Origin of the sequence: Exiguobacterium sp. s168 (genome assembly GCF_018619035.1) — a bacterium.
In the GTDB taxonomy this organism is placed as follows: Bacteria; Bacillota; Bacilli; order Exiguobacteriales; family Exiguobacteriaceae; genus Exiguobacterium_A; species Exiguobacterium_A acetylicum.
Genome location: NZ_JACSNE010000004.1, coordinates 1 through 13,723, shown reverse-complemented (window position 1 = coordinate 13,723; position 13,723 = coordinate 1). Strand labels below are relative to the sequence as shown.

General features: G+C 47.6%; 14 protein-coding genes. 6 read left to right on the top strand and 8 right to left on the bottom strand.

Features of this window, described 5'->3' with window-relative positions; all coding sequences use genetic code 11:
* Positions 1-119 precede the first annotated feature (119 nt).
* Positions 120-1,082, bottom strand: a complete 963-nt coding sequence (locus tag KNQ15_RS03850; protein ID WP_235147627.1) for an aromatic acid exporter family protein — start codon at positions 1,080-1,082, stop codon at positions 120-122.
* A 76-nt stretch (positions 1,083-1,158) separates the two neighbouring features.
* Here KNQ15_RS03850 and KNQ15_RS03845 point away from each other — a divergent pair, with 76 nt between their 5' ends.
* The 4 genes from KNQ15_RS03845 (at position 1,159) to KNQ15_RS03830 (ending at position 5,066) form a co-directional block, all read left to right on the top strand.
* Entirely contained in the window at positions 1,159-2,235 is a 1,077-nt protein-coding gene (locus KNQ15_RS03845) for an N-acetylglucosaminidase (protein WP_214727871.1), read from the top strand.
* A 57-nt stretch (positions 2,236-2,292) separates the two neighbouring features.
* Entirely contained in the window at positions 2,293-3,228 is a 936-nt protein-coding gene (locus KNQ15_RS03840; protein WP_029341137.1) for a manganese-dependent inorganic pyrophosphatase, read from the top strand.
* Between the two features lie 85 nt (positions 3,229-3,313).
* Positions 3,314-4,078 carry a 2,4-dienoyl-CoA reductase gene (fadH, locus tag KNQ15_RS03835; protein WP_214727869.1) on the top strand — a complete coding sequence of 255 codons (765 nt, stop codon included), beginning with the start codon at positions 3,314-3,316 and terminating at the stop codon, positions 4,076-4,078.
* A 274-nt stretch (positions 4,079-4,352) separates the two neighbouring features.
* Positions 4,353-5,066 (top strand): ZIP family metal transporter, encoded by a 714-nt coding sequence (locus KNQ15_RS03830; protein ID WP_047390876.1) that lies wholly within the window; start codon positions 4,353-4,355, stop codon positions 5,064-5,066.
* A 77-nt stretch (positions 5,067-5,143) separates the two neighbouring features.
* Here the strand turns inward: KNQ15_RS03830 and KNQ15_RS03825 are convergent, their stop codons facing one another.
* The 7 genes from KNQ15_RS03825 to KNQ15_RS03795 form a co-directional block, all read right to left on the bottom strand.
* A complete protein-coding gene (locus KNQ15_RS03825) occupies positions 5,144-5,770 on the bottom strand; it encodes an HD domain-containing protein (RefSeq protein ID WP_029341134.1) in 627 nt (208 codons plus the stop codon).
* Positions 5,752-6,288 carry a GNAT family N-acetyltransferase gene (locus tag KNQ15_RS03820; protein ID WP_214727867.1) on the bottom strand — a complete coding sequence of 179 codons (537 nt, stop codon included), beginning with the start codon at positions 6,286-6,288 and terminating at the stop codon, positions 5,752-5,754. The genes KNQ15_RS03825 and KNQ15_RS03820 overlap by 19 nt, the downstream gene beginning before the upstream one ends.
* Before the next feature lie 65 nt (positions 6,289-6,353).
* On the bottom strand, positions 6,354-7,076 hold the full coding sequence (locus KNQ15_RS03815; RefSeq protein ID WP_041255311.1) for an amino acid ABC transporter ATP-binding protein: 723 nt from the start codon (positions 7,074-7,076) through the stop codon (positions 6,354-6,356).
* Between the two features lie 13 nt (positions 7,077-7,089).
* Complete coding sequence (locus KNQ15_RS03810; RefSeq protein WP_029341131.1) at positions 7,090-7,749, bottom strand: amino acid ABC transporter permease; 660 nt, start codon at positions 7,747-7,749, stop codon at positions 7,090-7,092.
* A gap of 57 nt (positions 7,750-7,806) precedes the next feature.
* A complete protein-coding gene (locus KNQ15_RS03805) occupies positions 7,807-8,580 on the bottom strand; it encodes a transporter substrate-binding domain-containing protein (protein ID WP_029341130.1) in 774 nt (257 codons plus the stop codon).
* 289 nt (positions 8,581-8,869) lie between these two features.
* The gene (locus KNQ15_RS03800) at positions 8,870-9,295 is read right to left on the bottom strand and encodes a BrxA/BrxB family bacilliredoxin (RefSeq protein ID WP_023467616.1); all 426 of its coding nucleotides are present in this window, start codon (positions 9,293-9,295) and stop codon (positions 8,870-8,872) included.
* A gap of 30 nt (positions 9,296-9,325) precedes the next feature.
* Complete coding sequence (locus KNQ15_RS03795; RefSeq protein ID WP_214727865.1) at positions 9,326-10,510, bottom strand: class I SAM-dependent methyltransferase; 1,185 nt, start codon at positions 10,508-10,510, stop codon at positions 9,326-9,328.
* Between the two features lie 110 nt (positions 10,511-10,620).
* On the opposite strand from KNQ15_RS03795, the gene KNQ15_RS03790 reads away from it, so the two are divergent.
* Together KNQ15_RS03790 and KNQ15_RS03785 are read left to right on the top strand one after the other, a co-directional pair.
* Positions 10,621-11,394 carry a sporulation protein gene (locus tag KNQ15_RS03790; protein WP_214727863.1) on the top strand — a complete coding sequence of 258 codons (774 nt, stop codon included), beginning with the start codon at positions 10,621-10,623 and terminating at the stop codon, positions 11,392-11,394.
* Between the two features lie 178 nt (positions 11,395-11,572).
* Complete coding sequence (locus tag KNQ15_RS03785; RefSeq protein ID WP_214727862.1) at positions 11,573-13,489, top strand: glycoside hydrolase family 3 protein; 1,917 nt, start codon at positions 11,573-11,575, stop codon at positions 13,487-13,489.
* Positions 13,490-13,723 lie beyond the last annotated feature (234 nt).

Here is a 13,723-nt window from a genome sequence, read left to right as displayed (position 1 = left end):
TGATGTAAGAGAGGAGTAGTGGATATGGCAAAACCATCGAAACAACAACGCATCATTAAATGGACAACAATCGGGATTTTAGCAATCTTCCTGATCGGTACGTTCGCTTCGACGATGTTTTATTTCTTTTGATTAACGTAGCGTTGTTTTAAACGTAAATATTGCTCCGCTTCTTGTAGCATGTGCAGTAAGGCAGAGCGGACCTCGAATTCCTCCCGCGTGACGGGTAAGGCAGAGGCACGAAAACGTGTCAATAATGCCTCTAGTTCTGAAATGTACACCATTGCGTCGGCTTCAGGTCGGACATTGTCACCAATCGTCCGAAAGAAGTCGGCGACTTTTTTTCCTTCTTCGACGACGAGGACGAGTTCCTCGGCATGATGGACGATACCGCGTAGTAACTCGAATTGTTGTTCGCGCATCCGGAAGTAGGCATAATCTTCATCATCGTTCCGACGACCGATCGCGTTTCCCATTCGTTTTAAGGCGGCATCCTTCCCTTCACGTAACAGACGTTCTGTCTCGTCAAGCGTCAACGCATGATGATTGACCCGCCCTGTCTCGATCGCAGCGGCAACTTCGAAGAATAAGGCGGCGATTCGTTGGTCGATCTTTTCTCGCCGGTCGTCAATCAATAAATCAAGACTTGGCATGTACATGTTGACAAGTAATCCGACACCAACACCAATGCCAAGCAATAAGGATTCGTTCAATAAGATGTGCGCGTTAAGCTGACGTTCCGTATACAAATGGGTCAAAATGACGACACTCGTGATGAAACCGTCCTGAAGTCGGAGGCGTTGCACGGATGGAAGGAATAAAATGAAATAGATCAATAACGTCACCGGACGATAGCCGATGACTTCGAATAGAATAAATCCGAGCACGATGGCAAGTAATGATGCCATGATGCGCTCGTAAGAAGACCGGAACGTCTTCTTTCGTGTCGACTGGATGCTCAAGATGGCGATGATGGCAGCGAAGACGTAATAGTCGAGCTTGAGTTGTTCTGCGATCCACATCGCGAGCGCAGCAGCGACCGCTGTCTTCAGCGTGCGATAACCGATTTGCAACAGGTTCACCCCCTTTTGTTTTTCTTTGTTAGACTACCTACGTTGGACAGGAATGTCCATTGCTTTTTAAAGGACGTGATTTACTTTGACGACACGCACTATCCGCCCCGGTCGTCCCGTGCGCCGGACCGGTTCGATAAAAGGATTACTTTTTTTCTTCCTCATCGGAGTTCTCTTGTTCTTTTGGCTCCGCGAGGAACCGAAGACTGTCTTAACCCCACCAGCGCCTTATACGGCTGAGCGCTATGAAAAAGGCAAAATCAACGAGCAAGACTTCCAGACGTTCGCCGAAGCGAAGCAGTACGCGGGACAGCGTGGTGCTGTCAAGCGTTCATCGGACGACCGCTACGTCTACCTCGGTGGACCAGGTACTGGGATCGTCGATGATCGTGGTATTCTATCGATTCATCGTGATCCTGAGTTAACGAAGCGACTCACGTACGTCGCTTCCGGCACACGTGTCCAGTTGCTTGAGTTCGGTGAACAGACAAGTCGTGTCAGCATCGCCGGCGTGACGGGTCATGTCCCAACGGACCGCTTACGTCCGTTCCCGGCAGAACGAGTCTCGAATGCATCGTATTATCAGACGAAAGGAGATCGTCTCCTTCACTACATCGTTGCGGACAGCGGACTTGGTGGACTGATCGTTGCCGGTGAAGCGACGAAAACGACGCCTTGGACGACAAAATATGTTGAATCGAAGACATTAACACGTGATTTAACGAAGCCGACGCGCCTCAGTGCCAAACAACTCGATGCGTTCATCAAGGAGCAAGCACCGGACAGCCCCTTGATCGGTAAAGGAAAAGTCTTTAAGTCCGTTGAAAAGAAATACCGTGTCAACGCGGCCTATCTACTCGCACACGCCATCCACGAATCCGATTATGGACGGTCGGAGATTGCCCGCGAGAAAAATAACTTGTTCGGCGTCAATGCGACCGATTCCGCGCCGGGAGAAGATGCGACAGTCTATAAATCCTTGACGGACTCGATTCAGCAGACCGGTCGTTTCATTGCAAAGGATTATCTCGATCGGGACGGTCGCTATTACCGTGGTGCGTACCTCGGAAACAAACAAAAAGGGATGAACGTCTTTTACGCGTCAGACCCTTTCTGGAGTGAAAAAATCGCTGGTATCATGGTGAAAATGAACGCTTTCTAAATCCGAGATATGATACACTATAGGGCGAGACAACAATCATTGAGGAGTGAACACGTCATGGAAAAAGTTTTAGTATTTGGTCACAAGAATCCTGATACCGATACGATCACATCGGCAATCGCTTATGCAGAATTAAAGAAAGCACTCGGTGTCAATGCCGAAGCCATCCGCCTTGGTGAAATGAATGATGAAACGTTATTCGCACTCGATACGTTCAAAGTGACAGCACCACGTCTAGTGACAGAAGTCGCAACGGAAGCATCACACGTCATTTTAGTCGACCACAACGAACGTCAGCAAAGTGCGAACGATATCGATGCTGTGACTGTCACAGAAGTCATTGACCATCACCGAATCGCAAACTTTGAGACATCAGATCCTGTTTACTATCGGGCTGAACCGGTCGGCTGTACAGCAACGATCCTGAACAAGCTCTACAAAGAGCATGGTGTTGCAATCAAACCAGAAATCGCTGGTTTGATGCTGTCCGCAATCATTTCCGACTCGCTTCTGTTCAAATCACCGACTTGCACGGAGCAAGATATCATCGCAGCGCGTGAACTCGCAGAAATCGCTGGTGTCGATGCGAACGTCTACGGTCTTGAGATGCTCAAAGCTGGAGCTGATCTCTCGAAGAAATCGGTCCCTGAATTGATCTCACTTGATGCAAAAGAATTCACGATGGGAACACTCAAAGTCGAAATCGCTCAAGTCAACACGGTCGATACAGCAGAAGTCTTGCTTCGCCAAGAAGAACTCGAAACAGCAATCAACGAAGTCATCCTTGCAAAAGGTCTTGATCTATTCGTCTTCATCGTCACGGACATCTTGACGAACAACTCAGTCGGACTCGTCCTCGGGAAAGAAGCGAACCTCGTTGAACGTGCTTACGGTCTTGAAGCGACGAACAACCTTGTTTACCTCGAAGGTGTCGTTTCACGTAAGAAACAAGTCGTTCCTGTCTTAACAGATACAGCTCTTGCAACACAATAAGTTCAAAAAAGAAGGAGTTCGCTCCTTCTTTTTTGAATAAAGAATATGAATGGCTGTTCATTCATTACATAAAGGAGGAATCTATATGACACAAACGATCATGGTGACGGGTGGAACAAACGGAATGGGGAAAGCGATGGCGCTCGCCTTAAAGGAAGCCGGCTGGAACGTCGTCGTTACAGGACGCGACGCGGAACGCTTGCAACTGATGGATGAAGCCTTGGATCAGATTCAAGGCGAACATCTGACGATTCAGATGGATGTCCGTGACGCAGACGCTTGTCTGGCTGCTGTCAATCAAGCACGCGAACGGTTCGGTCGTCTCGAGGCATTGATCAACAATGCTGCCGGGAACTTCATTTGCCCGACCGACGAGTTATCACCAAATGGCTGGAAGACGGTCATCGATATCGTCCTCAACGGGACATTCAACTGCTGTCACGCTCTGGTCAAAGGATGGCAGGAAGATCAAGTCGTTGGCGGACAAATCGTCAACATCGTCGCGTCTTATGCGTGGCAGGCTGGCGCTGGTGTCGCTCCGAGCGCCGCTGCGAAAGCCGGTGTCCTGAACTTGACGCGGACGCTTGCCGTCGAATGGGGCTATAAATATCAAGCCCGTATCAACGCGATCAGTCCAGGACCGATCGAACGGACAGGTGGTGCTGACAAACTCGCATTATCACCAGAACACGCGGAACGAATTCGCCGCAACGTCCCGCTCGGTCGGTTCGGGACACCGGAAGAGATCGCAACACTTGCAACGTGGATGGTGTCAGATCAAGCTCGCTACTTAAACGGAGAATGTATCGCTCTTGATGGTGGACATTGGTTAAATAAACAACCGTTCTAATGATTGAGATGTAATGGCTCAAGAAGTCGGTCTCCACAAAGATAAGAATGACGCATTTCACGTCACTCCTACAGGAAAAAGCGCATCTTTGCACTGTCAGAGACGAACAAGCTAGTTTTCTTGCTTGTGTCTCGCCTGAGGAAAGGACGTGAAAAGACGCGTCATTCTTTTTTTGAGTCAGCCCCTTGTATGCGTCTCGAACTATTTTTCTTTCTTTTCGCTATGTTTATGATTTATCTAGAACAGGTAGAAAGGACAAGAAGGAGGCGATCGTATGTGGGAAGCGTTCGGTTGGGGAGCGTTAGCAGGTGGTGCCGTCGTCATCGGTGCCCTGTTTGGATTGTACTTACCCTTAAAACAACGACTGATCGGCTATATCATGTCGTTTGGGACCGGCATCTTGATTGGAGCAGCGACGTTTGAGTTACTCGATGAAGCATTAAAGAAGTCAACAACACTCGTTGTCGCGATTTCCTTCATCGTCGGAGCACTCGTCTTTACAGGATTCGACCTATTCGTTTCGTCACGCGGCGCGAGTAAACGAAAACGCTCATCTGGTGGGAACGAAGGCACGGGAACGGCGATTTTCTTCGGGACGATCCTTGATGCGATCCCTGAATCAATCATGATCGGTGCCAGTCTGTTATCCGGAAATGTCAGCGCGGCACTCGTCGCGGCCATTTTCGTCAGTAACATTCCGGAAGGTTTATCGAGTACGACCGGTTTGCGAAAAGATGGCTTCTCGAAGAATAAAGTATTGCTGATGTGGGGAGTCGTCTGGTTGATCTCCGCTCTCGCTTCTCTCGCTGGCTATACGATTCTTGCAGAACTCCCGGACATGCAGTTTGCCATGATTGGTGGCTTCGCAAGCGGTGGGATCATCGCGATGCTCGCTTCGACGATGATGCCGGAAGCTCACGAGGAAGGTGGTGCGATCGTTGGTCTGTTCGCAGCACTTGGGTTGATTACAGCAATTATCCTCAGTTAATAACAAAAACAATGCGCATTTTCCGTAAGCTTAGTCGGAAACGCGCATTGTTTTTTAGTCATTTCGAAAATCAGTCTTCAGCTGTCTGTCGTACCGTCCCACTCTTGCTTGAACCGAGCAACAAACTCTTCCATATAGCGATGCCGCTCCTCTGCTAAATGAAGTGCTGCTTTCGTATTCATTAAATCTTTTAGTCGGAATAACTTTTCTTCAAAATGATTCAGGGCACTCGTCTCTCCCGTTCGGTCACCGGGCTCTCGTGGTGCTAGTCCAGGCACATGCATCGGCTCTCCGAACCGACCAGCGAACTGAAACGTTCGTGCAATTCCAATTGCACCAATCGCGTCGAGACGATCAGCATCCTGGACGATTTTCCCTTCGATTGTCCGCATTGGTGGGCGTGTACCGTCTTTATAGGACAAGCTCGTGATGATGGCTAGAATCTGTTCCTGTTCTTCTTCCGTCACCTTTCCTTGCAAGAAGGTCGCGACCTTCTCTGCCGTTCCCCCGAGTTTGCTATCTGCTACGTCATGAAGTAAGGCAGATAGTTCGATGATTTTGACGTTTCCGCCTTCTTGTTTGGCAATATGTAACGCTAAACGACGAACCCGTTCGATATGGGCATAATCATGACCTGAAAAGTCCGTCGCGTGAAACGACCGGACGAAGATTTCCGTTTCTTGAATCATTGTCGATTCCTCCATTCTGGTTCGAGTAATCCATAAAGTAACATGTCATGCCGCTCTCCGTCTCGTCGTAAAAAGGCACGGTATCTTCCTTCCTGTACGAATCCAAGGCGTTCGTACAGCTTAACCGCACGTGTATTATACTCAAAGACCGTCAATTGAATCCGGTACAGGTTCAGCTCTAAGAAGGCGTATTCGAGGATTGTCTGTAGCGCATCCGTCGCAGACCCTTGCCCTTCACAATCCGGATCGATCCCGATCATCAGCCATGCCGTTCCGTGTGTAAATAGAATATCTTCCAGTGCAACGACGCCAATCATCCGTTCATCTTCAAAATTGCGAATGGCAAAACGGAATGTTTCCGGTGCATCTGTCGCCATCATCTGTTCGACCTTGTCCATCGATAAATGGCGGTATGGCGTCGCACTAAAATGACGGGCAAACGTTACATCGTCAAGCAGACGTTGCATCACTTCGGTATCTTCCCGTTGAAAACGCGTCAGCCGGATGTGGTGACCTTCCAGTAGTTTTTTCAATTTTATCCCCCTCTATACTAAAAAACCGAAAAACGCTAACCCTTTTCAGAGTTAGCGTACTGTGATCATAAAACTTTTTCGAGGAATTTTTTCGCCCGGTCCGTCTTCGGATTGTCGAAGAGTTCAACCGGTGAACCTTCTTCCATCAAAATTCCTTCGTCGAGGAACAGGACACGATCCGCAACTTCTTTCGCGAAGCCCATCTCGTGTGTGACGATGACCATCGTCATCCCACTCTCAGCCAGCTGCTTCATGACGTCAAGAACTTCGTTGACCATCTCCGGGTCAAGAGCGGACGTCGGTTCATCAAACAGCATGACGTTCGGTTCCATCGCAAGCGCACGGGCGATCGCGACCCGTTGTTTTTGCCCACCTGACAACTGGTTCGGATAATTATCGCGTTTTTCCGCTAGACCGACACGCTCAAGTAACGTCTCCGCCCGTTTAACTGCCTCATCCTTTGAGATACCAAGGACGTTGATCGGTGCGTACGTCAAGTTATCTAGAACGGACTTATGCGGGAACAAGTTGAACTGTTGGAAAACCATTCCGATGTTCTGACGTGCTTTTGAGATATTTGCTTTTGGTTTCGTCAATTCGAAACCATCGACGATGATTGTTCCACTCGTTGGTTGCTCCAGTAAGTTGATACACCGCAGAAATGTTGATTTACCGGATCCCGACGGTCCGATGACAGCGACGACTTCACCGCGTGTAACCGTCGTCGAGATACCTTTTAATACTTCTAATTTTCCGAACTGCTTATGCAAATCGGTGACTTGGATCATAGGTTCCATCTGATTACCCACTCTTTCTCATAGCTTTTTCGACTTGTTGGCCTATCAAGCTCAATCCCATGACGAGAACAAAATATACGAATCCGGCAAACAATAACGGTTCGAAATAAATCGCCTTTTCTCCTCCGACGATTTGCGCACGACGCATGACATCAAGCACACCGACCGTCGAGACGAGTGCTGATTCCTTCGTCAACGTGATCAATTCGTTCATGATCGCAGGAAGGATATTTTTAAAGGCTTGCGGTAAAATGATCGAACGGAGTTGTTTGAAATACGAAATACCGAGCGCATCCGCCGCTTCCCACTGTCCACGATCAACAGCCTGAATCCCTGCCCGGATGATTTCCGAGATATACGCTCCAGAGTTTAGGGAGAAGGCAATGATTGCCGATTGATATCCTGTTGTGACATACCCTGTCAGTTGCGGTAATCCGAAGTGGACGATCGCCAGTTGCAAGATCAGCGGTGTTCCCCGGAAGATCGCCGTGTAGGCATGACCGATGAAACGGAGAACCCGACTCTTCGTGATTTTCAGTGCCGCGACGACGATTCCGATCAGCATCCCGGCAATGGCCGCCACGATGACGACTTGGAACAGGACCGGAATCCCCTCGAGAATATATGGAATTGAATCTTGAATCTTTGTAAAGTCTATCATAATCAATCTCCTAACGTCGCACAAAAGGGATGAGGTTACCCCCACCCCCATGCACTTGACTTATTTTGCTTCTTTTTGGAACCATTCTTCTGCCAATTTATCGATTTCACCACTGTCGATCATCTTCTTCAACTCTTTGTTGAAATCGTCACGCATCTTGTCCCCTTTTTTGAAGGCGATCGCTGAACCAGCTGGACCATCTTCTTCAATCTGGTACGTTTTCAGGGATGCATCTTGATCCATGTATTTGACGGCTACTGCATCCTCGATGATGAGGGCATCAATCCGACCTGTATTTAATTCTTGAATGATTTCTGGGATTTTGTTTAAAGGAACCGCTTCGCTGTCTTTAAAGCGATCTTTTGCGAGTCCCTCTTGGATGGAACCAAGCTGGACACCGATTTTTTTGCCTTTGAGTTCGTCTTCCGAACTAATGGCTTTATCTTTCGTCATGACTAAGTTTTTTGATTCGAAGTAGATATCCGTGAAGTCAGCGTTTTTCTTCCGCTCTTCTGTTGGTGTCATGCCCGCCATGACGAAGTCGACACGACCTGAGCTGAGGGCACCAAGTAAGCTACCGAACTCCATGTCTTCGATTTTTAAGTCATACCCGAGATTTTTCGTGACTTCTTTGGCGATCGCAACGTCGAATCCGACGATGTCCTCTCCTTTTTTCGTATCGATGTATTCAAATGGGAAGTAATCCGCTGACGTTCCCATCGTCAATACTTTATCACTTTTACTTGATCCACCTGTTGATTCTTCCGACGCGCCACATGCTGCCATCGTGACTGCCAGAATGCCTGCCATTGCCGTTGCTAATAATTTTTTCATTCGAGTTTTCCCCTTCCAACGCTCAATTGTCAGAACTTTAACAATAGTATGGCTTATGTGTATGTCCAATTCAATACCGAAAAGCCTGACCTGTTCTATTGCTTTTAGGATATACGAATATTTATTCACTGTAAAGCATAAATATATAAATTTTTTTGACTTTCTATTCATAATTCATGCATAAATGACTTTTTATACAGTTTTGCAAACGCTTTCAAATTTCAAATTTATTATTTTAATCTCATGAATGCGCAAAAAAAAAGACCCCTTTATCAGGAGCCTTCTTTGTTTATGCGTAGATTTCAATCAATGATTCAAGTTTCTCGACGACCTCTTCTGCCGTGAACGATTCGATGTCGAACCGCTCAACCATCGAGAGGATGTTTCCGTCTTGCATTAATGCAAATGATGGAGATGAAGGTGGATAACCTTCGAAGTATTCACGTGCACGGTCTGTCGCTTCGCGATCTTGTCCAGCGAATACCGTAACGAAATGATCGGGCTTGATGCCCTCTTTCCGATTGACATACGCTGCAGCAGGACGGGCGATCCCGCCAGCACATCCACAAACAGAATTGACAAGGACAAGTGTTAACCCTTCGCGTTTCATTGCTTCATCCACGCTCTCTGGCGTCGTTAATTCTTCAAATCCAGCAGCTTGCGCTTCTTTGCGGGCTGTTTGGACAACATCTTCAAAATACATTTGGAAATCCATCGTATTGCCTCCTTTGATTCGTTCTCCATCTTATTGTACGAGTTTCGGTGAAATCTGTCCAAGTCTGCCGCTTAATTCACTTTCTAAAAATGGACGGGCATGCAACAAATCACGGAAAGCGATATAACGATCAATCTTTTCTTCTGTTGGTCGTTTATTTTGTTTATAGGCGCGAATCAAGATGTTCTTCGGTGTGTGCTCGAGGTCGATGAATTCGAGAAGTTGCGCTTCATAACCGACGAGCGTCAGTAACTCGGCACGAATCGAATCTGTCGCAAGTGATGCGAATTTTTCTTTAATCAGTCCGTGCTGGAGCATGACATCGAGTGGCGAACAGTCGAGTTGACGGTTCAATTCCTTTTGACAACACGGTACGCTCAGAATGACTGATGCATCCCAGTCGACAGCTCGCGCGAGTGCGACATCGGTTGCGACATCACAAGCATGGAGTGTCACCATCAGGTCGACTTCCGTCTCCCCTGTGTAATCATGAACGTCCCCGACGCGGAACGTTAGATCGGTATAATCCAGATCACGCGCAATTTGTGTACATTCTTCGATGACTTCTTTCTTTAAATCAAGACCTGTCACTTCGAGGTCGAATCCTTTGACGACTTTTAGATAATGATAGAGAGCGAACGTCAAATACGATTTCCCGCAACCGAAGTCTAGGATCCGGAGTTTTTTTCCTTTTGGCAAGGCAGCAATGCTATCCTCGACGAATTCAAGGAAGCGATTGATTTGTTTAAACTTATCGTACTTTTGCTTTTTGACCTGTCCCGCTTCCGTCATGACGCCAAGGCGAATCAGAAACGGAACCGGCACACCGTCTTCTAATAGATAGGTTTTTTTTCGGTCATGCGACAAGAGAGCTTTCATCGGTTCCTTTTTGGATGTCTTGAGCGCGACTTTCATCTTTTTCGAGAGCTGGAACTGCCATTCTTCTTCTTCAAAACGGAATAAGAATTGGCGGAATTCCGTGAACCAGTCATCGAGTCGCCCGACGAAATCGTCCATTAAAATATTTTCATGCTTCATAACGCGTTCAAATTGAAACTCAACCTGCATCATCACCGTATCTCTTAATAGAATCGGTTTTACCTTGATTCGTCGGAGATCATTTGATTTTTGACGCGGATTACTTATCGTTGCATGGATCAGTGTTCCTTGCGTGATTTGCGAGGCAAGGCTCGCTTTTAATTCATGTAGTTCCACTAGTCGTCCCGTCCTTTTCTGATGTTCTTTCGAAACTGTAGCAAATTCGTACCTGTTCGACAAGTTTACACGCTTCATCATTCGCACATAATCAAAAGGAGGAATTCATCATGTTCAAAAAAATTCTCTCACAAATCGGAATCGGTGCCGCAACGGTCGACACACGGTTGACGGATGATCGCTGTGAACCAGGCGGTCAAATCCACGGTGTCGTCCATATCAAGGGCGGAAACGTCGATCAAGAAATTGACCGGATTTATCTTGAATTCAACACGCAGTACAAACAAGAAGTCAATGATAGCACGACATTTACGACCTTCACGCTCGACCGGTTTGCTTTAAATGAAGCAAAGTTCACGATCGAAGCGGGTGTCGAGCGGGAAATTCCCTTTACACTACGCGTGCCACTGAATACGCCACTCTCGGTCAGCCAATCGAAATCGTGGATCGAGACGGGTCTCGACATCGCTCAAGCCGTCGATCCATCGGACCGTGACGCCGTCATCGTCGAAGCAAACCGTTACCAAGCAAAAGTCTTAGATGCCATGGAGTCACTTGGCTTCCGATTGAAAAAAGCCGACACGGAAAAATTACCTGGACGATTCCGGAAAGATTTACCGATTGCTCAGGAGCTTGAGTATTCAGCTCGCAATACACACTACGCTCATAAACTGGATGAGATCGAAATCATCATGCTTCAAGACGGATCTGGGATTGATTTAATCGTCCAAGTCGACCGTCGTGCGCACAGTCTCGGATCATTATTCAGTGAAATGGCTGGTGCGGATGAGTCGATGATCAAATTGCGTCTGTCCAATAGTGAATTGCAAGATCAATCGTTCGTCGAACGTCAGCTGACAAACATCATGGAACGCTATAGCTAATCAATCGATCGAATTTACTTGAAAGTGATTCCTCTTCAGGGGAATCACTTTTTCATTGAATTTTATTTCAATTTGAAATCGTTTACAAATAAAATATTGTTTTAAAATATTCCCCTTGCTATACTGTCCGTATTGAAAAGAATTCCAGTCACGGTTTGACTAAAGGAGGACATACATCATGAAAAAAATCGGACAGTTCACGTTAACAGCAGGACTCGCAGCAGTACTTGTCTCAAGTAGTTTGCCTGTCATGGCAGAGGCAGGGTCTTCAGCCGATCGGATCAGTCAAAAAATCGACACGATGACACTCGAACAAAAAATCGGACAAATGATCATGCCCGACTTCCGGAAGTGGAATGGTAGCAATCATACGTCGCTTGCCCCAGAAGTCGCGAACATCATCGACCGCTATGATTTAGGTGGCGTCATCTTGTTTGCTGAGAACGTCAGCGAAACCGAACAGACGACAAAACTCATTCATGATCTGCAAGAAGTCGTCAAACAGGACGTTAGCAACGATATTCCGCTTTTCGTCACGATCGACCAAGAAGGTGGAATCGTCACTCGGCTCGGGACAGGAACGAACTTACCTGGCAATATGGCGTTAGGTGCGACCCGTAATAGTGCATATGCGAATGATGCCGGTCATATCATCGGTTCCGAACTGCATGCACTCGGCATCAATGTCAACTTCGGTCCGGATCTTGATGTCAACAGCAACCCTGGAAATCCCGTTATCGGTGTCCGCTCGTTCTCGAGTGATCCGGAGCTCGTCGGAACGCTCGGTTCTGCTTTGATGAATGGAATTCAGGATGAAGGCGTTGCAGCGACCGCCAAGCACTTCCCGGGTCACGGCGATACGGCGACCGATTCCCATTATGGCTTGCCGATCGTTGACCGCTCCCTGCAGGAGCTAGAACAAGTCGAGCTCGTTCCATTCAAACGAGCCATTGCTGAAGATATCGATATGATCATGACAGGACACATCGGAATGCCACAAATCGAACCTGAAGTCGTCACGTCGAAAAGCGGTACCTTCCCTTTACCTGCTACGTTGTCGGATGACGTCATCACCCGTGTGCTACGCGAAAAACTCGGTTACGATGGCATCGTCATCACGGACGCGTTGAACATGCAGGCGATCGTCGATAACTTCACAGAATCAGAAGCCGTCTTAAAAACTTTTGATGCCGGTGTCGACATCGCCCTCATGCCGACGATTCTTCGTTCCGAACAGGATGTCGAAAAGCTCGACCAGATTTTCGAGGACGTGATTGCAGCGGTCAAAGACGGTCGCCTTTCAGAGGAACGAATTGATCAATCGGTCGAGCGGATCCTGACGCTGAAGGCTGAACGCGGAATTTGGAACGGTACGACTGACACGACATCACTAGCTGAAAAAATCGCGCAGGCGAACCAAATCGTCGGTAGTCCCGAGCATAAAGCAAAAGAACGTACGATGACGGAAGCCGCCGTCACACTCGTGAAAAATGATCAGCGGACATTACCATTCAAACCGAAAAAGAATGCCAACGTCCTTGTGATCGCCCCTGCGGCGGATCAAACGGACAGCATGAAAAAGACGATTGCTTCCCTACCGAAGAATCGGAACTGGCATGTGACGACAGCGAATTACTCGGCTGCTGCGCTACCACTTGAACAAAATCCAACCCTTCGAGCGCAACTCGATGCAGCGGACTATATCATTGTCGGCTCAAACGTCAATACGAGTGCTAAACTACTGCCTACCGCACCAGAACAAGCGATTCCGGCTTCGATCTTCCGCTATGCGAAACAAACAGACACACCATCCGTCCTACTCAGTCTCCGTAATCCATATGATGTCGCCGTTCAACCGGATGCACCGGCACACGTCCTCGTCTATGGTTTTAAAGGGGATCCGAACGGTCCAGACTCTGAAGCAGGCAATCTAAAATCAGCGGGACCGAACCTTCCGGCAGGTATCCGAGCGATCTTCGGAACGTTCAAACCGCAAGGCACTTTACCCGTTGATGTACCGGTCTTTCAGAACGGTGTCTTTACCGATCAACTGCATCTTAAGTTCGGTGACGGCTTTAAAAACTGGAAGAAATGATGACATGATACAAAAAAGACCGAAGCTCCTTAAAGGATGTGGGCTAACCTAAAATTTTGAGACAATATAAAACACCTTCGGAGTGGTACACTTTTAAAAAGTACTAACATCGGAGGTGTTTTTGCATGGGCAAAAACGTATATTCAAGTGAAGTGAAATGGGCAGTAGTCAAAGATAAGCTGAGTGGTAAGTTAACGACGAGAGAAATCATGGAGAAGTACGGAATCAAAAATG